The organism is Polynucleobacter sp. AP-Titi-500A-B4 (genome assembly GCF_018688095.1).
Classification (GTDB): domain Bacteria; phylum Pseudomonadota; class Gammaproteobacteria; order Burkholderiales; family Burkholderiaceae; genus Polynucleobacter.
In genome coordinates, this window is record NZ_CP061311.1 from 183,636 (window position 1) to 204,002 (window position 20,367).

Annotated in this window: 18 protein-coding genes and 1 pseudogene; 13 read left to right on the forward strand and 6 right to left on the reverse strand. The window is 46.0% G+C overall.

Annotation, left to right across the window (positions count from 1 at the left end; translation table 11 throughout):
* Window positions 1-89 precede the first annotated feature (89 nt).
* Window positions 90-602, forward strand: coding sequence for a methylated-DNA--[protein]-cysteine S-methyltransferase (locus FD968_RS01005; RefSeq protein ID WP_215366820.1), 513 nt, complete (start codon window positions 90-92; stop codon window positions 600-602).
* Window positions 603-604: 2 nt separating this feature from the next.
* Here the strand turns inward: FD968_RS01005 and FD968_RS01010 are convergent, their stop codons facing one another.
* Complete coding sequence (locus FD968_RS01010; protein WP_215366823.1) at window positions 605-1,585, reverse strand: squalene/phytoene synthase family protein; 981 nt, start codon at window positions 1,583-1,585, stop codon at window positions 605-607.
* A gap of 107 nt (window positions 1,586-1,692) precedes the next feature.
* Here FD968_RS01010 and FD968_RS01015 point away from each other — a divergent pair, with 107 nt between their 5' ends.
* Complete coding sequence (locus tag FD968_RS01015; RefSeq protein WP_215366826.1) at window positions 1,693-3,108, forward strand: sodium:solute symporter family protein; 1,416 nt, start codon at window positions 1,693-1,695, stop codon at window positions 3,106-3,108.
* 109 nt (window positions 3,109-3,217) lie between these two features.
* On the forward strand, window positions 3,218-4,237 hold the full coding sequence (locus FD968_RS01020; protein ID WP_215366829.1) for a 2-dehydropantoate 2-reductase: 1,020 nt from the start codon (window positions 3,218-3,220) through the stop codon (window positions 4,235-4,237).
* Between the two features lie 89 nt (window positions 4,238-4,326).
* Here the strand turns inward: FD968_RS01020 and FD968_RS01025 are convergent, their stop codons facing one another.
* Complete coding sequence (locus FD968_RS01025; protein WP_215366832.1) at window positions 4,327-5,094, reverse strand: fumarylacetoacetate hydrolase family protein; 768 nt, start codon at window positions 5,092-5,094, stop codon at window positions 4,327-4,329.
* A gap of 55 nt (window positions 5,095-5,149) precedes the next feature.
* Between FD968_RS01025 and FD968_RS01030 the strand changes: the two genes are divergently transcribed.
* A complete protein-coding gene (locus FD968_RS01030; protein WP_215366835.1) occupies window positions 5,150-6,085 on the forward strand; it encodes a glycine/betaine/sarcosine/D-proline family reductase selenoprotein B in 936 nt (311 codons plus the stop codon).
* Window positions 6,086-6,090: 5 nt separating this feature from the next.
* On the opposite strand, the gene FD968_RS01035 is transcribed toward FD968_RS01030, so the two are convergent.
* The gene (locus tag FD968_RS01035; RefSeq protein ID WP_215366838.1) at window positions 6,091-7,095 is read right to left on the reverse strand and encodes a polyprenyl synthetase family protein; all 1,005 of its coding nucleotides are present in this window, start codon (window positions 7,093-7,095) and stop codon (window positions 6,091-6,093) included.
* 75 nt (window positions 7,096-7,170) lie between these two features.
* Here FD968_RS01035 and rplU point away from each other — a divergent pair, with 75 nt between their 5' ends.
* The 4 genes and pseudogenes from rplU to proB all read left to right on the forward strand — a co-directional run.
* Window positions 7,171-7,482, forward strand: coding sequence for a 50S ribosomal protein L21 (gene rplU / locus FD968_RS01040; protein WP_011902040.1), 312 nt, complete (start codon window positions 7,171-7,173; stop codon window positions 7,480-7,482).
* Window positions 7,483-7,501: 19 nt separating this feature from the next.
* Window positions 7,502-7,762: a 50S ribosomal protein L27 gene (rpmA, locus tag FD968_RS01045; protein WP_011902041.1), complete on the forward strand. Its 261-nt coding sequence runs from the start codon at window positions 7,502-7,504 to the stop codon at window positions 7,760-7,762.
* A gap of 87 nt (window positions 7,763-7,849) precedes the next feature.
* Window positions 7,850-8,944 carry an Obg family GTPase CgtA gene (gene obgE, locus FD968_RS01050; RefSeq protein ID WP_215366841.1) on the forward strand — a complete coding sequence of 365 codons (1,095 nt, stop codon included), beginning with the start codon at window positions 7,850-7,852 and terminating at the stop codon, window positions 8,942-8,944.
* 26 nt (window positions 8,945-8,970) lie between these two features.
* Window positions 8,971-9,747, forward strand: a pseudogene (proB, locus tag FD968_RS01055) (glutamate 5-kinase); the annotation flags it as partial.
* Window positions 9,748-9,776: 29 nt separating this feature from the next.
* Here proB and FD968_RS01060 read toward each other — a convergent pair.
* Entirely contained in the window at window positions 9,777-10,340 is a 564-nt protein-coding gene (locus FD968_RS01060; protein ID WP_215366847.1) for a CNP1-like family protein, read from the reverse strand.
* Entirely contained in the window at window positions 10,340-10,939 is a 600-nt protein-coding gene (locus FD968_RS01065; RefSeq protein ID WP_215366849.1) for an RNA pyrophosphohydrolase, read from the reverse strand. The genes FD968_RS01060 and FD968_RS01065 overlap by 1 nt, the downstream gene beginning before the upstream one ends.
* Window positions 10,940-10,987: 48 nt before the next feature.
* On the opposite strand from FD968_RS01065, the gene FD968_RS01070 reads away from it, so the two are divergent.
* The gene (locus FD968_RS01070) at window positions 10,988-12,730 is read left to right on the forward strand and encodes a proline--tRNA ligase (RefSeq protein WP_215366852.1); all 1,743 of its coding nucleotides are present in this window, start codon (window positions 10,988-10,990) and stop codon (window positions 12,728-12,730) included.
* A 9-nt stretch (window positions 12,731-12,739) separates the two neighbouring features.
* Here the strand turns inward: FD968_RS01070 and ffh are convergent, their stop codons facing one another.
* Window positions 12,740-14,122 carry a signal recognition particle protein gene (ffh, locus tag FD968_RS01075; RefSeq protein ID WP_215366854.1) on the reverse strand — a complete coding sequence of 461 codons (1,383 nt, stop codon included), beginning with the start codon at window positions 14,120-14,122 and terminating at the stop codon, window positions 12,740-12,742.
* Between the two features lie 155 nt (window positions 14,123-14,277).
* Here ffh and FD968_RS01080 point away from each other — a divergent pair, with 155 nt between their 5' ends.
* The 4 genes from FD968_RS01080 to FD968_RS01095 all read left to right on the forward strand — a co-directional run bounded on the left by FD968_RS01080 (window position 14,278) and on the right by FD968_RS01095 (window position 20,313).
* Complete coding sequence (locus FD968_RS01080; protein ID WP_251367589.1) at window positions 14,278-14,991, forward strand: inner membrane protein YpjD; 714 nt, start codon at window positions 14,278-14,280, stop codon at window positions 14,989-14,991.
* Window positions 14,992-14,994: 3 nt separating this feature from the next.
* Window positions 14,995-15,813, forward strand: a complete 819-nt coding sequence (ampD, locus tag FD968_RS01085; protein WP_256441470.1) for a 1,6-anhydro-N-acetylmuramyl-L-alanine amidase AmpD — start codon at window positions 14,995-14,997, stop codon at window positions 15,811-15,813.
* Window positions 15,814-16,143: 330 nt separating this feature from the next.
* On the forward strand, window positions 16,144-19,071 hold the full coding sequence (locus FD968_RS01090) for a ribonucleoside-diphosphate reductase subunit alpha (protein WP_371817751.1): 2,928 nt from the start codon (window positions 16,144-16,146) through the stop codon (window positions 19,069-19,071).
* A gap of 51 nt (window positions 19,072-19,122) precedes the next feature.
* A complete protein-coding gene (locus tag FD968_RS01095) occupies window positions 19,123-20,313 on the forward strand; it encodes a ribonucleotide-diphosphate reductase subunit beta (RefSeq protein ID WP_215366862.1) in 1,191 nt (396 codons plus the stop codon).
* The last annotated feature ends 54 nt before the right edge of the window (window positions 20,314-20,367 follow it).

The window sequence follows — 20,367 nt, forward strand, 5'->3', positions numbered from 1 at the left end:
TTCAATATAGCAAAGTCAGATTTCACAAGCTATAGCTAGGGTAGAAAGGCTTGTCATCCCTAAGTCCAAATTATGTGAGAATCATTCCCATGACCTTATCTAAAAACCAATCCGCTGCAGAAAGTGCGCGTTATTGTGTAATTGATGCCCCTTTTGGAAGGCTGGGGATTTTGACTGAATTGGTCGACGGCAGTCTGATGTTGTCAAAGATCGATTACCTCCCAGCAAAAATAACTTTGTCTAAACCAGAAAATGAGCTGGCAAAGGAAGTGGTAAAGCAGTGCAAGGCTTACTTTAAAGATCCACATTTCCAATTTGACTTACCCATGAAACCTTTGGGGACCATCCATCAGCAAAAAGTATGGCAGCGTATTCGGGAAATACCATCTGGATCAGCAAAAACGTATGGCGAGATCGCAAGCGCTATTAAGAGCGGTCCTCGTGCTGTCGGAACTGCATGTGGAGCCAATCCCTTCCCATTGATCACGCCATGCCATCGTGTGGTGTCAGCACAAGGCATTGGCGGATTTATGAAAGAAGACTCACCGGGTCTTTATCGTCAAATTAAGGTCTGGCTTTTAAAGCATGAAGGTGTGCTGTAGGGTCAGATTATTTTTCTAAGACTGCTTGATGTAGTGTGAAAAAAGAGTTTCATCAGCACATCACTACCAACCGCTATTTTGGTAAAGGCATAAAAAGCCATCACGTTTTTTCTGGAAAGCTTGACTTCATCTTTGTGATCAAAACGCTCGCGCATAGCAATTTTAGATAGCGTCATCACTGCTAAACCAAAAGCCAAGAAACAAAAGCGCCTGATTCCCACGTCCTCTTTGGGGATGAGGAGGATGTAGCTCATAGAATCTTGTAGCTTTTGATATGCAATCTTAAGCAACGCCGCTTGACTCATATTGGCCGGCTTCCAGGAGACCCCTCGTGCTTCATCCTCTGGCGAGTCTTTGAGTATGTTTGTCATTTGTAGGGCTTGACCAAAAGCAATCGCTAGAGCTTCATGACCCTGAATATTGTTTGCAAATGCAGGGGAGTGATTGCTAAACACGGTTGTTAGAAGTTCTCCAACAACTCCAGCTACGACATAGCAATATTCCTCAAATTCTTGGAGATCTTTTAGACCTATCTCAGTTTGCTTCCCATGAAAATGGGACATTCCTTCAGACATGATGGAAACGCATCGACTCACTGCTACTTGGTCTTTGTTGGAGCAGGTGTGCAAAATTCTGAGAACCGTTGGGGTATGAGCAATTAAATCTAACTCATCTTGATTGCCATAATCCTTGAGTGCTACGAGGCAGGGATCGACAAAAGATTGCACAGGAGCTTTTTCCAAAACGGCATCGAGAAATAATTTTGATAACTCTTGTTTGGTTTCTGGATTGAGGCTTGCGGCATCCTCAATAGTGTCCACAATTCGGCAAAGCAGGTAGGTATTGCCAACCACCGTCTCGATAATGGGCGGCAATAAAGGGATGGTGAGTGCAAAGGTTCGCGATACCGAGCCCAAAATGGCTTTTTGATAGGCTAGATCGGCATCTAGATTCTCGGTAGGGTTGGATTTGGGTGATCGCACCCATCAATTATGTCAGACGATCTCGCCCTAAATTGGCACTTATTTCCTTACTAACAAAAGTGACATAGCCATATAATTTCACCAAATTCTGCAAGGAGAAATCGGGCGTGCTGATTTGGTTCGTCATCATTTATTGGGTAGTCTCAGTTGGCATCGGCTTATGGGCTGCTTTGCGCGTCAAAAATACCGCTGACTTTGCAGCAGCAGGTCATAGCCTGCCGATGCCCATCGTAACTGCTACGGTTTTTGCAACCTGGTTTGGCTCTGAGACAGTTTTAGGTATTCCAGCTACCTTTTTGAAGGAAGGTTTGGGAGGCGTGGTCTCTGATCCATTTGGATCTTCCCTTTGTTTAATTTTGGTAGGTCTCTTTTTTGCACGCCATCTCTATAACCGGCGTATGTTAACCATTGGCGATTTCTTTCGGGAAAAATATGGCCGCACTGTCGAAGTCTTAGTAACACTTTGTATCGTTGTGTCCTATTTAGGTTGGGTGGCTGCCCAGATCAAAGCCTTGGGTCTCGTCTTTAATGTTGTCTCTGAAGGCAGTATTTCTCAGACAGGTGGCATGTTGATTGGCGCTGGTAGCGTCTTGATATACACCTTGTTTGGCGGCATGTGGTCTGTTGCTATTACTGATTTTATTCAGATGATCATTATTGTCATCGGTATGCTCTATATCGGTGGCGAGATGACCACTCAAACAGGTGGCATTGGTGTAGTGATTGAGCATGCAGCAGCAGCTGGACAATTTAGTAACTTCTGGCCAGACATGAATCTAGCTTCGATCTTGGGTTTTGTGGCAGCACTATGCACCATGATGCTAGGTTCAATTCCACAGCAGGATGTTTTCCAAAGAATTACTTCCAGTAAGAACGTCAATATTGCTGTGAATGCTGCGATTTTGGGCGGTGTTCTCTACTTTATCTTTGCTTTTGTGCCGATGTATTTGGCTTACTCTGCAACACTGATTAATCCTGGGTTGGTGAAAGAGTATTTGGATACCGATCCACAAATGATCTTGCCAAAACTGATCTTGAATCATGCGCCGATCATTGCACAAGTCATGTTTTTTGGTGCATTGCTTTCAGCAATTAAGAGTTGCGCTAGTGCTACTTTATTGGCGCCTTCTGTGACCTTTGCAGAAAATATTGTGAGAGGCTTCTTTAAGCATCTATCTGATCATGACTTACTCAAAATTATGCGCATTACCGTATTGTGTTTCGCAGTAGTGGTCACTTTCTTTGCAATCAATTCTGAGCTCTCTATTTTTAAAATGGTGGAGAGCGCCTACAAAGTAACTCTAGTTGCTGCTTTTGTGCCACTGGCATTTGGGGTGTATTGGTCCAAAGCCAATTCCTTGGGTGGATTACTGGCAGTAGTGTTGGGCCTATCAATTTGGATCAGTTGTGAAATATTGGCACCGAATGCGATCATGCCACCTCAGTTGGCTGGTTTATTGGCCAGTATTGCAGGCATGATTTTAGGAAGCCTGGTCCCAAAGGACCTTTTAAAGGCAGTTTAAACCAATAATTGCTTAAAAATTAGGCAATTAAAACTTGTTGCACCGCACAAAGTTTTCCTCTACTCTAATATTCTATTAATACAAAATTTTTTATTCTTTTGGGGTTCCTATGAAAATCTGTGTGATCGGTGGAGGTGGCGCTATTGGCGGCTACCTGGCTGTCATGCTGGCGCGAGCCGGCAATGAAGTAACCGTGGTTGCGCGCGGCGCTACGCTTGCTGCGATTAAAGAACGTGGTTTGGCATTAATTATGGATGACCAGCCAGAGCCATTAGTTGCAGAAGTCAAGGCGGTAGAAAAAATCAGAGACGCAGAAACTCCAGATGTGGTGATCTTGGCGGTGAAGGCACATCAGGTTGAGCCGATTATTGATGACTTAGCAGCCATCATGGGGCCAGAAACGATTTTGATTCCAATGCAAAACGGAATTCCTTGGTGGTACTTCCAGAAACTTGGCGGCGATTACCAAGACCATTCCGTTGAAACAGTCGATGCTGGTGGAGTTGCGAAGAATGCGATTAATCCAAACAACATCATTGGGTGCGTGGTGTATCCGGCAACCTTTACTCAAGCGCCTGGAGTAATTCGTCACGTCGAAGGCAATCGTTTTCCATTGGGTGAGTTGGATGGTAAGGCAACAGAGCGCATTCAGAAGATGTCAGAGATGATGGGCGCGGCTGGCTTTAAGTCTCCGATTCTGGATGACATTCGTTCTGAGATTTGGCTCAAGCTGTGGGGCAATATGACCTTTAACCCAATCAGCTCATTGACTCACGGTACTTTGGAAGGTATTTGCCAATATCCATTAACCAAAGAATTGGCCCGCAACATGATGGCTGAAGCACAAACTATTGCTGAAAAATTGGGTGTTACTTTCCGCGTGGATATCGAGCGTCGTATTGCTGGGGCGGAGAAAGTTGGCAAACACAAGACCTCGATGTTGCAAGACTTGGAAGCTGGGCGTAGCTTAGAGATCGATGCACTCTTGGGTTCTGTAATTGAGTTAGGCAAGATTACTCAAACTCCAACACCATGTTTGAATACCGTCTTTGCTTTGACGAAATACCTAGATGAAAACGTGCAGGCTTCTAAAGGTAGTTTGGCATTGCCATCTGTATCTGGATATTAAAAAGCAAAAAAGCATCACAGTTTATCTTCAGCATTAAAAAACCCTTGCTACTCAACATAGCAAGGGTTTTTGTTTTGGAGATAAGCGATTTATTCGAAGCGATTATCGAGTCGACCAACACCGTCAATAATGATGCTGACGTTGCTACCGGGCTTCATTGAGCCGACACCTACTGAGGTGCCGCAGGCAATGATGTCACCGGCTTCCAAAGGCACATCTTGTGAAATTAAGCTGACCAATTTAGCTGGTGGAAAGATCATGTCTGCTATTGGGTAATTCTGACGCTCTTGATCATTCAGAATCGTTTTAATCGTTAACTTGCTAGGATCTACATCAGTGGCGATGTAAGGTCCAAATACGCCAAAGGTGTTGAAACTCTTGGAGCGAGTCCACTGCGCATATCCAGGATCGCGATTGAGAATTTCAATTGCAGTCACATCATTAATGCAGGTATAGCCAAAAATAGCTTTAGCTGCTTCAGTTTCATCTGCTTCATGAATACGCTTGCCAATCACAATGCCAAGCTCACCTTCGTAAACCACTTTCCCTGAATACGACTTAGGAGTGCGAATGACTTGATTGGCAGCCAAGAAGGAATTATTGCCTTTAAGAAAGTAGAGTGGTTCCGCTGGGACTGCATGCTCGAGTTTGGTTACAAGCGCATGAAAGTTATCTACCATCGCGACCATCTTTGATGGAGTGCATGGGATATCAATCGTGACATCAGCCAATTTCAGGGTTTCGCCAGTCGGTTTTGGGCTATTAAATAAATCGCCTGAGTAAACCGTAATTTGGTCGCCTTGGACTTGTCCTAAACCACTTTTTCCTTGATGTTGAAATCTGAGCCATTGAGCCATAATGAATTCCTATATATTTAAATTTTGATACTCAATATCTTACAGGGGTGAGTGAATGTCCAAGACTTCTGAACTCGTTTTTGCACCAGAATTGGATCAGCCTGTTCGCTATATTGAGCGTACTCGTAGCTATTATTTAGGCTTGGGATACGACAATCCCTATGTTTGGGCCCATTACATCGATGTGCCTTTTAGTCCGCTCCGGAAACCACTGAATCAATCAGTTTTGGGTCTAATAACAACGGCTGTACCCTATAACCCCAATAAAGGTAATCAGGGTCCTGGTGCCCCTTACAACGCAGCTGCAAAGTTTTATCAGCCTTATCAAAAGTCGATCGATGGCGATATCGATCTGCGTATTGCGCACGTCGGTATTGATCGTAAAAATGCCAATATGGAAGACGCTAGCTGTTGGTTTCCATTATCAGTTGCGAAAGAGGCTGCAAAGGTAGGCAGAATTGCATCACTTTCACCGCATTTCTACGGTTTACCCACCAATCGTAGTCAGCGACATACTCTAGAGATTGATGCGCCTCTCATATTAGAAATGCTGCGTGCAGATAAAGTGGATGTCGCTGTCTTGATTCCGAATTGCCCCATCTGCCATCAGAGCCAAAGTTTATTGGCACGCTTCTTGGAGTCAAATGGAATTCCTACTGTGGTGATCGGTGCGGCAAAAGATATTGTGGAGTACTGTGGCGTACCTAGATTTTTATTCAGTGATTTTCCCCTAGGAAATGCAGCTGCAAAACCGCATGATCCTGAGTCTCAGGCTCTGAATTTTGAATTAGCACTACGCCTGCTGGAGTCTGCGTCTACCCCCCGAACCACGGTGCAATCACCCTTAGTGTGGTCCAAAGATCCCAACTGGAAATCGGATTATTCCAATATCGAAAAGTTATCTAAGGTTGAGCTTGAACGATTGCGTGATGAGGCTGAGCAAGCTCGCGTTACAGCGCGTGAGCTGAGAATGAAAAGCGTTGGCAATTAGTTGCTTTAGGTCTGGCGCGAAAGAGAGTATTCGCACAGCGCCCGAAGCGCGGAAGTCGCTTCATTTGCTGGAAAATCTTGTATGCATTTTAGGGCTAAGTCTGCTTCACGCTTAGCAGTGGCTTGCGTATAGTCAAGGGCACCAGAGCTTTGAACGGCATTTAGAATTTGTGCAAAGACATCATCTGGTAAATCTTGGTTTTGTTCGATTGCGGCACGAACTAATAAACGTTCTTCATTGCTGCCATTTTCAAGTAGGTAGATGAGTGGCAAGGTGGGTTTACCTTCGCGCAAATCATCGCCAGCATTTTTTCCCATTTGTGCAGCGTTGGCTGTGTAATCCAAAAGATCATCCATCAATTGGAATGCGGTTCCAATGTGACGCCCAAATGCTGCGGCTTGTCCGCGTTGAGCATCGGTAGCGTTTGCCAAAATGGCACCAAGTTCGGTAGAGGCCTCAAATAACTTAGCAGTTTTGTAGCGAATGACTTGTAGGTAGCTTGCTTCATCTACTTCAGGATCATTCATATTGAGCAGTTGTAAAACTTCCCCCTCAGCAATCGTATTGGTGGCATCTGACAAAATTTGCATTACCCGCAGGTCATTTGGACCAACCATCATCTGAAATGCCCTGGAATACAGAAAATCGCCCACCAAAACGCTGGCCGCATTACCAAAAGCGGCATTTGCAGTCTCACGCCCCCTTCTGAGGGTCGATTCGTCGACCACATCGTCATGCAGGAGGGTGGCGGTGTGGATGAACTCCACAACGGCAGCCATTTCCAAGGTGTGGGATGTTGCCCTACCATTGGCTAGGGCCTTGGCAACCAGCATCAATAGGGCCGGCCTGACTCGCTTGCCCCCAGCCTGGATGATGTAGCTCGAAATTTGGTCAATTAAGGCAACTTTTGAGGCTAAACGCTCGCGAATCACCCCATCTAAGCCCTTGAATTCTAAGGAAATAGGGGCCAAGATTTGGCTTAACTCATTGATTTTGACAGTGCTCGTCATGCAAGATATAATAATGGGCTTAGCTTATCCAGGGTGGATAAGCTTAAATGTAGATATTAATTGAGGTTTCAAACCATGTACGCGGTCATAAAAACCGGTGGCAAACAGTATAAAGTTGCTGCAGGCGAAAAATTGAAAATAGAACAGATACCAGCGGAAATCGGCAGCGAAATCACTCTTGACCAAGTCCTCGCCGTTGGCGAAGGCGCTTCACTGAAATTAGGTGATCCATTGGTTAATGGTGCAGCTGTGATGGCCACTGTCGTCTCCCAAGGACGTCACGATAAAGTGACAATCTTTAAGATGCGCCGTCGCAAGCATTATCAAAAGCACCAAGGCCATCGTCAGAATTTCACTGAAATTTTGATCAACACGATTAAAGCCTAATTCAGGGTAGGAGAAAGATATGGCACAGAAAAAAGGCGGCGGCTCAACACGAAATGGCCGCGACTCAGAATCGAAACGCCTAGGCGTTAAGGTATTTGGCGGCGAGCATATTAATGCTGGCAGCATCATCATTCGTCAACGTGGCACACGTGTTCACCCAGGTGCTAATGTTGGTATTGGTAAGGATCACACTTTGTTCGCCTTGATTGACGGCCAAGTGGAATTCGGCGTTAAGGGTGCTTTGAAGAAAGCCCAAGTTTCAGTCTTGCCTCGTTCATAAGGCGCCTGACTGAGACACGTTTGATTCAGATTTATTCCGAATTTAACTCTTAGGAACAGGCCTCGCTAAGCGAGGCCTTTTTTATTCATGAAATTTATAGACGAAGCACGCATTGAAGTCATAGCCGGCCAGGGTGGCGCCGGGAGTGCCTCTATGCGCCGTGAAAAGTTTATTGAATTTGGCGGTCCAGATGGTGGTGATGGCGGTAAAGGCGGAAGCGTATGGGCTACTGCCGATCGTAATATCAACACGCTGATTGATTACCGCTATGCTAAAACGCACACTGCAAAAAATGGTGAGCCTGGGCGTGGTGCTGATTGTTATGGCCGTGCAGGTGACGATATTGAATTGCGTATGCCAGTAGGCACTATTATTTCTGACTATGAGACTGGTGAACCCATTGCCGACTTAACAACTCACGGTGAGCGTTTGTGTTTGGCTCAAGGTGGCGTTGGCGGTTGGGGAAATATTCACTTTAAGAGTTCGACAAATAGAGCCCCACGTCAAAAGACGAATGGGAAACCTGGCGAGCGTCGGAAACTCAAGCTCGAATTAAAAGTATTGGCTGATGTTGGTTTACTGGGTATGCCTAATGCGGGTAAATCCACTTTGATTACCGCAGTTTCCAATGCGCGTCCAAAAATTGCTGACTATCCATTTACGACTCTCCATCCGAACTTGGGTGTAGTGCGTGTAGGTAATGAGCGTAGCTTTGTCATTGCTGATATTCCAGGATTAATTGAGGGCGCAGCAGAGGGCGCTGGTTTGGGTCATCGCTTTTTGCGTCACTTGCAACGCACAGGTGTGCTCTTACACCTGGTTGATATCGCGCCATTTGATGAGAACGTGGATCCTGTTGCGGATGCGAATGCTATTGTGAATGAATTACGCAAATACGATGAGGCTTTGGTTGAAAAGCCACGCTGGTTGGTGCTCAACAAGGTCGACATGATTCCAGAGGACGATCGCAAGAAAGTAGTTGCTGACTTTGTTAAAAAGTTTAAGTGGAAAGGCCCTGTATTTGAGATCTCCGCTCTGACTGGTTTAGGGTGCGACAAGCTTTGCTATTCCTTGCAGGATTACTTAGATTCTGTGCGCCGTGATCGTGATGATGCTGAGGAGCGCGCAGCAGACCCACGCTATCAAGATCAAGCGCAAGACAAAGATAAAACACCAGATTAAAAGTGAATTGAGCATCTTTATTTGCTATGAACAATAAACAAACTAAACGCATCGTTGTCAAAGTTGGTTCTAGCCTAGTCACCAATAATGGCGAGGGCTTGGATCACGCTGCTATTGCTAAATGGGCAGAACAGATCGCAGGTTTACTCAAGGCAGGCCATGAAGTATTAATGGTGAGTTCGGGTGCAATTGCAGAGGGTATGCAACGTTTGGGTTGGTCTAAACGTCCACAAGAGATTCATCAATTGCAGGCTGCTGCTGCCGTAGGTCAAATGGGTTTGGTGCAGGTGTATGAAAGCTGTTTCGCCCGCTTCAATTTACGCAGTGCGCAGATTTTGCTAACCAATGCTGATTTGGCTCATGCCGAGCGTAATGCCAATGCAAAAGGTACGCTTGAAACTCTATTGACATTAGGCGTAGTGCCCATCATTAATGAAAATGACACAGTAGTAACTGATGAAATTAAATTTGGTGACAACGATAGTCTTGCAGCCTTAGTGACAAATCTGGTGCATGCAGATCTCTTAGTGATTCTGACGGATCAAGGTGGTTTATTTACTGCTGATCCACGTCAACATCCTGATGCAACCCTTTTGCTAGATGCCATTGCGGGGGATCCTGCCTTAGAAAAAATGGCAGGTGGTGCCGCAAGCGAGTTGAGTAAGGGCGGCATGCTGACTAAAGTACTGGCAGCAAAAGTTGCCGTGCAAACCGGCGCCTCTACAGTGATTGCCTCTGGCCGTGAGCCAGAAGTATTGACGAGACTTCTGGCTGGCGAAAAAATTGGTACTTGCCTGAGCGCTAAAGGCGCCAAATAAAAAGCGCTAGGGACTTACTGAATACCAAATGAGTTGGTTGGCTTGCCACCACCAATAAAGCCATTGGGATTTAGCGACTGAAGAATGGTCTTGATATTCTTTTCTTGAGAATTGAAGTTACAAAATGCTCCTTGAGCTAGAGCTGCTTGATAGCGATTAGGCACATTGCTCTGAATTGTTCTCCAGCTAGAGAGCGGATTTTCTCTCCAGGCATTATTTTCTAGAGTTCCATAGAGTCGCCATTGAAATGAGTCGCAACGAATACCTTCGTATTGCGCTTGTTGACCACCACTTGGATTGGTCATCACAACAATATAGCGAGTGACGCCATCAGCGCCGATCAAAATAGAGTCCGTGTCAACTGCAAATTTGAAAATGCTGTGTTGGGATACATAAAAGGGCAGAAGGGTTGATGGGTTAGGTGGGTTTAGCGGCATCTTGGTTGTGCCTTCCTTAAATACCATCGGAGCAAAAGGATCAAGGCCGCTTTCGATGGGGTCACCAGCACAAGCTAATAAGCTTAGTGCTGTGAAGATGCAGACAAGATAAAGACCAAGGGTGCGAAAGATTGCGCTCATTATTTTTGCTTGTCCGAATTGGTGGACTCTTTAGGGCTTTCATCGCCCTTGGAGTAAAAAGATTGCAGAAGATCCAAAGGGGCGCCCCAAGCGAGTTGTTGCATACGCACTCCCTTTGAGAGATAGCGGGCAAGCTCGGATAAAGCGAGTTGATAGACTTCGCGTTTGAAGCCAATCACAGCATCGAGTTGAATCCAAAATGGGACCCAGCGCCAGGCATCAAATTCAGGGTGCTCAGTAGCTCGTAATTGAATATCGCTATCCAAACCAACTAAACGAAGTAGAAACCAGATTTGTTTTTGGCCACGATAAGCGGCGCGGTGAACTCGGGTAGCATGTTGACGGCGCAAGTATTCCTCAGGGACGTCGTAGCGAAGCCAGTCCCTGGTTCGTCCAATAATTTGGACATGTTCCGGCAGCAAGCCAACCTCTTCATGCAATTCGCGGTACATTGCCTGTTCAGGACTCTCGCCATGAGCTATTCCGCCCTGCGGGAACTGCCACGAATGCTGCCCAACGCGTTTTCCCCAGAAAACCTCGTTACGGCTGTTAAGGAGGACAATGCCGACATTGGGTCTATACCCTTCACGGTCAAGCATGATCGTGCCCCAAATCCTTTAAAATCAATGATTTGATTATATCCATACATGAAAGCATCACAATCATTTCTCGCCACGCTAAAAGAAGCCCCCTCCGACGCTGAGGTGGTTTCGCACAAGCTTATGGTGCGAGCAGGTTTAATTCGCAAGCTCAGTGCCGGTGTGTATAACTACTTGCCGCTAGGATTAAAGGTCATTCGCAAGGTAGAAAACATCATTCGCGAAGAAATGAATCGGGCTGGTGCGATTGAGTTGCTGATGCCAATGATCCAGCCTGCTGAGTTATGGCAAGAGACTGGTCGTTGGGAAAAGATGGGCCCAGAATTGCTACGTATTAAAGATCGTCATGATCGCGATTTTTTAATTCAGCCAACTTCAGAAGAGGTGATTACCGATTTGGCTCGCAACGAGATTAAGAGTTACAAACAGTTGCCAGTCAATTTTTATCAAATACAAACTAAATTCCGCGATGAGCGGCGCCCACGTTTTGGAATCATGCGTGGTCGTGAGTTCAGCATGAAAGATGCTTACTCATTCGATCGCGATGCCGAAGGTTTAAAGAAGTCTTATCAAATCATGTTCGATACCTACACTCGCATCTTTAAAAGGATGGGGCTGAAGTTCCGCGCGGTGACTGCAGATAATGGTGCGATTGGCGGATCCGGTAGTCAAGAGTTCCACGTGATTGCTGATACTGGTGAAGATGCTATTGTGTATTGCCCAAGCTCTGATTACGCTGCCAATCTAGAGGCAGCCGAGTCTTTATCATTGATCGCTACTCGCGCGACAGCTACCCAAGCGCTGACTAAAGTGCCAACTCCTGAAAAAACCAATTGTACTGATGTTGCAAAGTTCCTCAATCTCCCTCTTGAGAGGACAGTGAAGTCATTGCTATTTGCTGCCGATCAAGAAAAGGGGCCGGCAAAACTCTTTATGTTGTTGGTGCGTGGTGATCATGAGCTTAATGAAGTGAAGGCTAGCAAGATTCCTGGCATGGCTGAATCACGCTTTGCTACTGAAGCAGAAATTAAACAAGCTTGTAATGCACCCGCAGGTTATTTGGGCCCTGTCGGCGTAAGCTCAGGCGTCACAGTAGTGGCTGATCGTACCGTTGCTCATATGGCTGACTTCGTATGCGGTGCTAATGATGCTGGGCACCATTTGACTGGCGTGAACTGGGGCCGTGATTTACCAGAGCCATTGGTTCTTGATATTCGTAATGCAGTCATTGGCGATCCTTCGCCTGACGGTAAAGGGGTGGTTGATATTTGCCGTGGCATCGAAGTGGGCCACGTTTTCCAATTGGGCACTCGTTACTCAGAAGCAATGGGTTGTACATATCTCGATCAGCAAGGTAAGGCACAGCCTATGGTGATGGGCTGCTATGGTATTGGCGTGACGCGTTTACTTGGTGCGGCAATTGAACAAGGGCATGATGAGAAGGGCATTATTTGGCCTATCTCCATGGCGCCATTTGAGGTTGTCATTTGCCCAATGGGTTACGAAAAATCAGAAGCAGTAAAAGCAGCATGCGATCAATTGCATGATGAATTAATTGGGGCTGGTGTCGATGTTATTTTGGATGATCGTAATGAGCGTCCGGGCGCGATGTTTGCTGACTGGGAGCTGATTGGCGCGCCATTCCGCGTGGTGATTGGTGATCGTGGCTTGGCAGATTCTCAAGTGGAATTTAAGGGCCGAACCGATGCCGAGTCCCAAAATATTCCGCTTGCGCAAATCAAAGACAAAGTGATCGCTGCTGTCCAAGCAGCTAAAAACACAATCGCTTAATACATCAATTTATTTTTTGAAGAGCCCGCCAATGCCCTTGGCGGCTCCTTTAGCAGCCATCGCTGCCATAGTACGGGCCATCTTCCCGCCCTTGAATTGCTTCATCATAGTTTGCATTTGCTCAAACTGAGCAAGCAGACGATTAACTTCTTGAACTTCTACGCCAGCACCAGCGGCGATACGACGCTTACGACTGGCTTTTAGTAATTCTGGCTTGCTGCGTTCGCGCGGGGTCATGCTATCAATGATTCCGCGCATCCGCTTGGTTTGTTTATCTGCGTTACTGAGATTTGTTTTGGAAGCAGCTTGCGCTACTTGACTGGGGAGTTTATCCATCAAGCTAGCCATACCACCCATCTTTTGCATTTGTAGAAGTTGATCTCGGAAATCTTCTAAATCAAATCCACCTTTAGAAATCTTGCTCGCTAATTTTTCTGCTTTGGCAACATCGACGTGTTGTTGAGCTTGTTCAACTAAGGCAAGAATGTCGCCCATGCCCAGAATGCGGTTAGCCATGCGCTCCGCATCAAAGGCTTCCAGGCCATCCATTTTTTCAGCCACACCAATAAATTTGAGGGGCACACCGGTCACTTGACGGACCGAGAGGGCGGCACCGCCGCGGGAATCGCCATCCAATTTCGTGAGAATGACGCCCGTCAGCGGAAGTGCTTCATGGAAGGCTTTGGCAGTATTGACGGCATCTTGGCCCAGCATGGCATCAACTACAAATAAAGTTTCAATTGGATGAAGACTTGTATGCAAGGTTTTAATTTCTTGCATGAGTGCTTCATCAATACCTAAGCGACCTGCGGTATCGACAATCACGACATCAAAATAATGGCGACGCGCCCAATCTAATGCAGCAGTCGCAATATCATTCGGTTTTTGATTAATGTTGCTGGGAAAAAACTCGGCTCCAACTTGCTTGGTTACTGTTTCTAATTGCTCGATAGCAGCCGGACGATAGACGTCACAAGAAACCGTGAGCACTTTCTTTTTCTTTTTCTCTTGAAGCCATTTGGCTAGCTTGCCGACAGAGGTAGTCTTACCGGCACCTTGTAAACCAGCCATCAAGATGACTGCTGGGGGTTGAGTCGCTAAATTCAGTTCACCACTTTGGTTGGTATCGCCCATCATCACTTGGGCAAGTTCACGTTGGACTACGCCAACCAGGGCTTGTCCAGGACTAAGGCTGCCCACGACCTCCTCACCAAGCGCCTTGAACTTAATTTGCTCCAGTAAAGACTTAACTACCGGTAGGGCTACGTCCGCCTCTAGAAGGGCTAGGCGGATCTCCCGCAGCATTTCTGCGGTATTGGCTTCGGTAAGGCGGGCTTGACCCCGCATTGTTTTAACAACGCGAGATAGACGATCGGTGAGGTTTTCTAGCATTTATAGATTAGACTTTCCAGATGGATATTTTAGGTCACCCAGCATACGGATTGCTTACCCCTTCACTTTATTTGTTGCTCCTCATTTTTTTGAGCCTCAGAGCCAAGCGGGGAGAGGAATCGCCACGCTTTTCAGGGCTTATTCAAGTCCTCCTTTTGATCGTTTTAATCATCCATGGCAAGGAACTGCATGACTCAGTCTTTGCTGAGCAAGGCTTTGTGTTTGGCTTTGCTCAAGATCTATCCCTGATTGCCTGGGTGGGTTTGGCCTTTTATTGGTTTCAATCTTGGTTTTTGCCTATTTCAAGTCTACGTTGGCTGGCGATATTGTTTGCTTTAGTCTGCTCTTTGTTGCCCAATATTTTTTCTGGAACATTGATTTCTCCAAAGGCAGTTGCAGACCCTTGGTTCAAGGGGCATTTTATTGTTGCAACCATTGCAGTAGGTTTGCTTAGTTTGGCTGCTATGCAAGCTATGTTGATGAGTGTTCAGGACCGGGCTTTGCACCGCCAGCTTGCGATTATCCCTAATAGCCGATTCGCTCATTGGCTCGAAGATTTGCCGCCATTGATGACAATGGAAAGTATTTTATTTAACTTGCTCTATGTCGGTTTTGCACTGCTTAGCCTCACAGTGTTTTCTGGACTACTGTTTTCCCAAACCTTATTTGGTAAGCCTTTGGTTTTTGATCACAAAACTATTTTTGCATTGATATCGTGGTTTTTATTTGCCGGCTTATTGTTGGCACGCTGGCGAGTGGGGCTGCGAGGTCGCGCCGCTATTCGTTGGGTATTAAGTGCATACAGCGCATTACTTTTGGCTTATGTTGGTAGCCGCTTTGTTTTGGAAGTTATTCTTCAGAGAGCATGATCCTTGTTTAAGTGGCTTCTTTTATTTGCCGGCGCATATCTTTTTTATCTTTGGATTAAAGGTAAAAAGCAAATCAAAAGTAAAGAAGCTTCTACCCCCAAACCCAATTCAGATAAGGCTAGTAAGGTAGTTGAGCCTGAAGCAATGGTGCTTTGTCAACATTGCAAAGTGCATCTTCCTAAATCAGAAGCGATTATGCATGAGCAACGTTTTTACTGCTGTCCAGAGCATCTCGATACGCTCGATGAGCGAGGTTGGATTGGCTCTGCCAACTGGCGACTCTCGCCGAATCAGGATGTAAGACCAGAAAATATTTCACCAGATCTTGTGGTGATCCATCACATTAGCCTGCCGCCTGGCGAATTTAAAAATAAGAGCGCTAGCCAATACATCATTGATTTTTTTCAAAACAAACTGGATTCAAATGCGCATCCTTATTTTGCAGAAATTGCTGGACAAAAAGTTTCCAGCCACTTTCTCGTCACTCGCTCCGGTGAATTAATCCAGTTTGTTTCCACTCAAAACAAGGCCTGGCATGCTGGCCTCTCTTCTTTTATGGGTAGAGAAAAGTGCAATGACTTCTCCATTGGCATTGAGCTTGAAGGTGACGGAGAATCTATGTTTGAAGAGGCGCAGTACAAAACCTTAGCTACTTTGATTAAAAAATTGCGGTCTTGCCACCCCAATCTCCAGTTCGCGGGACATAGCGATATTGCTCCTGATCGAAAAACGGATCCAGGGAAATATTTTGATTGGAAAAAGTTCCAAAAAGAGACAGATATTTCACTGGAAAATCTTCCTTACGGGCTCACTTCTCGATAGTCTCGTTTTGTATGTGAGTGTCCGCTTACTTTTTTAGCCTTTACCTAAAACGGGCTAAAAATTACGCACCAAAATACCCCTAAAAATTATGGATTACTTAGTAAAAATACTAATAAGTTTTTGTCAGAAAAAACTTACCAATAGCTAAATATTTCCCTATACTTAGTGCCTAATGCGCTTCGAGACACTAGATGTAGTGTTTGAATCTAGCAATACACCATTGTTTTTTAACGATATTTTGTCCAAATAACTATATATATACGCAGGAGTAACATGACATACGCAAATCCACAGACAGCAGGTCAAACACCTGGAGCAAATAACCCAGGAATGAGTCCTGCAGGGGCAATAAATCAGACCCCTTCTGCTAGCTTTGTTGCTGGCGGTGTTGGTGGCGCCCAGGCAACCCAGTTATCTGACTACAAAATCATCCGTCGCAATGGTTCAGTTGTTGCATTTGAGCCATCCAAAATTGCGATTGCAGTAACAAAAGCCTTTTTGGCAGTAAATGGTGGTCAAGGTGCAGCATCCGCACGTGTGCGTGAGCAAGTTGAGCAATTAACCCATTCAGTAGTGCGCGCTTTATTGCGTAGTCGTCCTAATGGCGGCACTTTCCATATTGAAGATATTCAAGACCAAGTTGAATTGGCTTTGATGCGTAGCGGTGAGCATAACGTTGCACGTGCATATGTTCTCTATCGTGAGAAGCGTAATCAAGAGCGCGCTGCGCAACAAGAAGTCAGCCAAGAAACACAAGCCGCCAATCAAGCCGGTGAATCTGGAATTAAAGTCACAGATAACGGTGTTGAGAAGTATCTCGATATGGCTGCTTTGCGTACAGTGATCGAGGCTGCCTGTGAAGGCCTTGGTAATCACATTGATGCAACCCCAATCATCACTGAAACTATCAAGAATCTGTACGACGGCGTACCAATGGCGCAAGTCTATGACTCCGCTATTTTGGCTTCCCGTACTTTGATTGAAAAAGATCCTGCATACAGCCAAGTCACAGCACGAATCTTGATGCACGTGATTCGTAAAGAAATTTTTGGCAAGGAAGTATTGCAAGGCGATACACAAGCTGAATACAGCACTTACTTTGCTAAGTACATCAACGAAGGCATCTCTGCAGAATTGTTAGATCCACGCATGCGTGATTTTGACTTGCCAAAATTGGCTGCTGCATTGAATGCTAGCCGTGACTTGCAGTTCAACTACCTCGGTTTGCAAACTTTGTATGACCGCTATTTCTTGCACATTGAAGATCGCCGTATTGAAATGCCACAGGCATTCTTTATGCGCGTTGCAATGGGCTTGGCGATGAATGAGTTGGACCGCGAGCGCCGCGCTATCGAATTCTATGAAATCCTCTCGACATTTGATTTCATGTCCAGCACCCCAACCTTATTCAATTCAGCTACTACCCGTCCTCAGCTCTCTAGCTGCTACTTGACGACAGTTGAGGATGACCTTGATGGCATCTACGAGGCATTGAAAGAAAATGCATTGTTGTCTAAGTTTGCAGGTGGCTTGGGTAACGACTGGACGAACGTCCGTGCTTTAGGTAGCCACATCAAAGGTACTAACGGTAAATCACAAGGTGTTGTGCCATTCCTCAAGGTGGTGAATGACACGGCCGTTGCCGTTAATCAGGGTGGTAAGCGTAAGGGTGCGGTTTGCGCCTACTTGGAAACATGGCACTTGGATATTGAAGAGTTCTTGGAATTGCGCAAGAACACTGGTGATGACCGTCGCCGCACGCATGACATGAATACTTCCAACTGGATTCCTGACTTGTTCATGAAGCGCGTCATGGAAAACGGTGACTGGACTTTGTTTTCACCATCGAACACCCCTGACTTGCATGACAAGTTCGGCAAAGCGTTTGAAGAAGCTTATGTTGCTTACGAGCAAAAGGCAGATCGTGGTGAGTTGAAGCCATTCCGCAGAATTCCTGCGCAGCAACTATGGCGCAAGATGCTCGGTATGTTGTTCGAAACTGGCCACCCATGGATCACTTTCAAGGACCCTTGCAACATCCGTAGCCCACAACAGCATATTGGCGTTGTTCACTCCTCTAACCTCTGTACTGAGATCACTCTTAATACCAATGAGGACGAGATTGCAGTTTGTAACTTGGGCTCTGTGAACTTAACTGCTCATATGACTACCGATGCAAACGGTAAGTTGGTCTTGGATCACGAGAAGTTGCAAAAAACCGTGCGTACTGCAATGCGTATGCTCGATAACGTTATTGATATCAACTACTACGCTGTTGCTAAAGCACGTAATTCCAACCTCAAGCATCGCCCAGTCGGCATGGGCATCATGGGCTTCCAGGATTGCTTGCATATGCAGCGTATTCCTTATGCAAGTGACGAGGCAGTCAAGTTTGCCGATTCTTCCATGGAAGCAGTTTGCTACTACGCCTATCAAGCATCTTGTGAGTTGGCAGAAGAGCGTGGCGTCTACAGTACCTATAAAGGTTCTTTATGGGATCGCGGCATCCTCCCACAAGATTCAGTAGCCCTGCTAGCTCAAGAGCGTGGCGGTTACGTTGAGGTTGATAACTCATCCACAATGGATTGGAGTGGTTTACGTAGCCGTATCAAGCAACACGGTATGCGTAACTCTAATTGTGTAGCGATCGCGCCGACAGCCACGATTTCTAACATCATTGGTGTTTCTGCTTGTATCGAACCTACTTTCCAGAACTTGTTCGTGAAATCTAACCTTTCTGGTGAGTTCACAGTGGTAAACGAGTACTTGGTGCGTGATTTGAAGGATCGCGGCCTTTGGGATGAAGTGATGATTGCTGATTTGAAGTATTTTGACGGTACTTTGTCCAAGATTGATCGTATTCCACAAGATTTGCGTGATTTGTACGCTACCGCCTTTGAAGTCGAGCCCAGCTGGTTGGTTGAAGCGGCATCCCGTCGTCAAAAATGGATTGACCAAGCTCAGTCACTGAACATCTACATGGCTGGCGCATCTGGCAAGAAATTGGATGACACCTACAAGTTGGCATGGTTGCGCGGTCTCAAGACCACTTACTACCTTCGCACTATGGCTGCAACCCACGTTGAGAAATCAACTGTTGCTAGCGGTCAATTGAACTCGGTATCGAGCGGTGGTGGCGTAAACGGAACGGATGCGGCAGCTGCCGCAGGTGCTGGTGGCGCAGTAGAGGCTGACGGTCCAGTTTGCACAATGCGCCCAGGTGATGCTGGCTTTGAAGAATGTGAAGCATGCCAATAAGCTATTCGCTTATTGGTCAGATATAAGAAAAGAAGAATTTAGGAGAAAGTTATGTTGAATTGGGAAGAGGAAGTTGCTCCAGCACTAGCGAAAGCTGGTCTTGCACCGCAGCCGGTTGCAGTGGAGCCACAACGCCCACAGCCGGATCAAGTGGCGATGGCACCACAAGTAACCGCGACTGAGCCTGCATCTGTAGCAGCAGCTAATTTAGCTGGTGGCGCAGCTTTGCGCGTCAATGCTGCTGATAAGCGTGTCATTAATGCCAAGACTGACGTTAATCAACTGGTTCCATTTAAATATAAGTGGGCATGGGAGAAGTATTTGGCTGGTTGTGCAAACCACTGGATGCCTCAAGAGATCAATATGAACCGCGATATCGCGCTTTGGAAAGATCCCAACGGTCTGACTGAAGATGAGCGCCGCATCATTAAGCGCAATCTCGGCTTCTTTACAACCGCGGATTCTTTGGCTGCCAACAATATTGTTTTGGGCACTTATCGCCACATTACCGCTCCAGAATGCCGCCAATACCTATTGCGTCAGGCTTTTGAAGAGGCGATTCATACCCATGCGTACCAATATATTGTGGAATCTTTGGGCTTAGATCAGGCTGAAATCTTCAATGCGTACAACGAAATTGAATCTATTCGCGCCAAAGATCAATTCTTAATTCCATATATTGACGTTCTGACTAACCCAAATTTCAAGACTGGCACATTAGAAGCTGATCAAACCTTACTTCGTTCGCTCATCGTTTTTGCTTGCGTAATGGAAGGTTTGTTCTTTTATGTTGGTTTTACGCAAATACTTGCAATGGGTCGTCAAAACAAAATGACGGGTGCTGCCGAGCAGTATCAATACATCCTTCGCGACGAGTCAATGCACTGCAATTTTGGCATCGATTTAATTAACCAAATCAAGCTGGAGAACCCGCAGTTATGGACTTCCGCGTTCAAAGACGAGATTAAATCGATCTTCGAAAAAGCAGTCGAATTAGAGTACCGTTATGCCGAAGATACGATGCCTCGCGGAGTGCTCGGATTGAACGCTCCGATGTTCAAAGGGTACCTAAGATACATTTGTAATCGTAGATGTTTGCAAATAGGACTTGACGCGATGTTCCCAAATGAAGAGAATCCATTTCCATGGATGTCAGAAATGATTGATCTTAAGAAAGAACGAAACTTTTTTGAGACACGCGTTATTGAGTATCAAACTGGCGGTGCGCTAAGTTGGGAGTAGTCAGCAGTAAGTAAGCGCACAGCCGGCTAAATAGGAGATTAGACGGTTGGATAG

Bases quoted from the DNA above. Each gene is read 5' to 3' on its own strand.
- FD968_RS01005 (WP_215366820.1), top strand. From the start codon at position 90: ATGACCTTATCTAAAAACCAATCCGCTGCAGAAAGTGCGCGTTATTGT.
- FD968_RS01020 (WP_215366829.1), top strand. From the start codon at position 3,218: ATGAAAATCTGTGTGATCGGTGGAGGTGGCGCTATTGGCGGCTACCTG.
- FD968_RS01025 (WP_215366832.1), bottom strand. From the start codon at position 5,094: ATGGCTCAATGGCTCAGATTTCAACATCAAGGAAAAAGTGGTTTAGGA.
- FD968_RS01030 (WP_215366835.1), top strand. From the start codon at position 5,150: ATGTCCAAGACTTCTGAACTCGTTTTTGCACCAGAATTGGATCAGCCT.
- FD968_RS01035 (WP_215366838.1), bottom strand. From the start codon at position 7,095: ATGACGAGCACTGTCAAAATCAATGAGTTAAGCCAAATCTTGGCCCCT.
- rplU (WP_011902040.1), top strand. From the start codon at position 7,171: ATGTACGCGGTCATAAAAACCGGTGGCAAACAGTATAAAGTTGCTGCA.
- rpmA (WP_011902041.1), top strand. From the start codon at position 7,502: ATGGCACAGAAAAAAGGCGGCGGCTCAACACGAAATGGCCGCGACTCA.
- obgE (WP_215366841.1), top strand. From the start codon at position 7,850: ATGAAATTTATAGACGAAGCACGCATTGAAGTCATAGCCGGCCAGGGT.
- FD968_RS01060 (WP_215366847.1), bottom strand. From the start codon at position 10,340: ATGAGCGCAATCTTTCGCACCCTTGGTCTTTATCTTGTCTGCATCTTC.
- FD968_RS01065 (WP_215366849.1), bottom strand. From the start codon at position 10,939: ATGCTTGACCGTGAAGGGTATAGACCCAATGTCGGCATTGTCCTCCTT.
- FD968_RS01070 (WP_215366852.1), top strand. From the start codon at position 10,988: ATGAAAGCATCACAATCATTTCTCGCCACGCTAAAAGAAGCCCCCTCC.
- ffh (WP_215366854.1), bottom strand. From the start codon at position 14,122: ATGCTAGAAAACCTCACCGATCGTCTATCTCGCGTTGTTAAAACAATG.
- FD968_RS01090 (WP_371817751.1), top strand. From the start codon at position 16,144: ATGAGTCCTGCAGGGGCAATAAATCAGACCCCTTCTGCTAGCTTTGTT.
- FD968_RS01095 (WP_215366862.1), top strand. From the start codon at position 19,123: ATGTTGAATTGGGAAGAGGAAGTTGCTCCAGCACTAGCGAAAGCTGGT.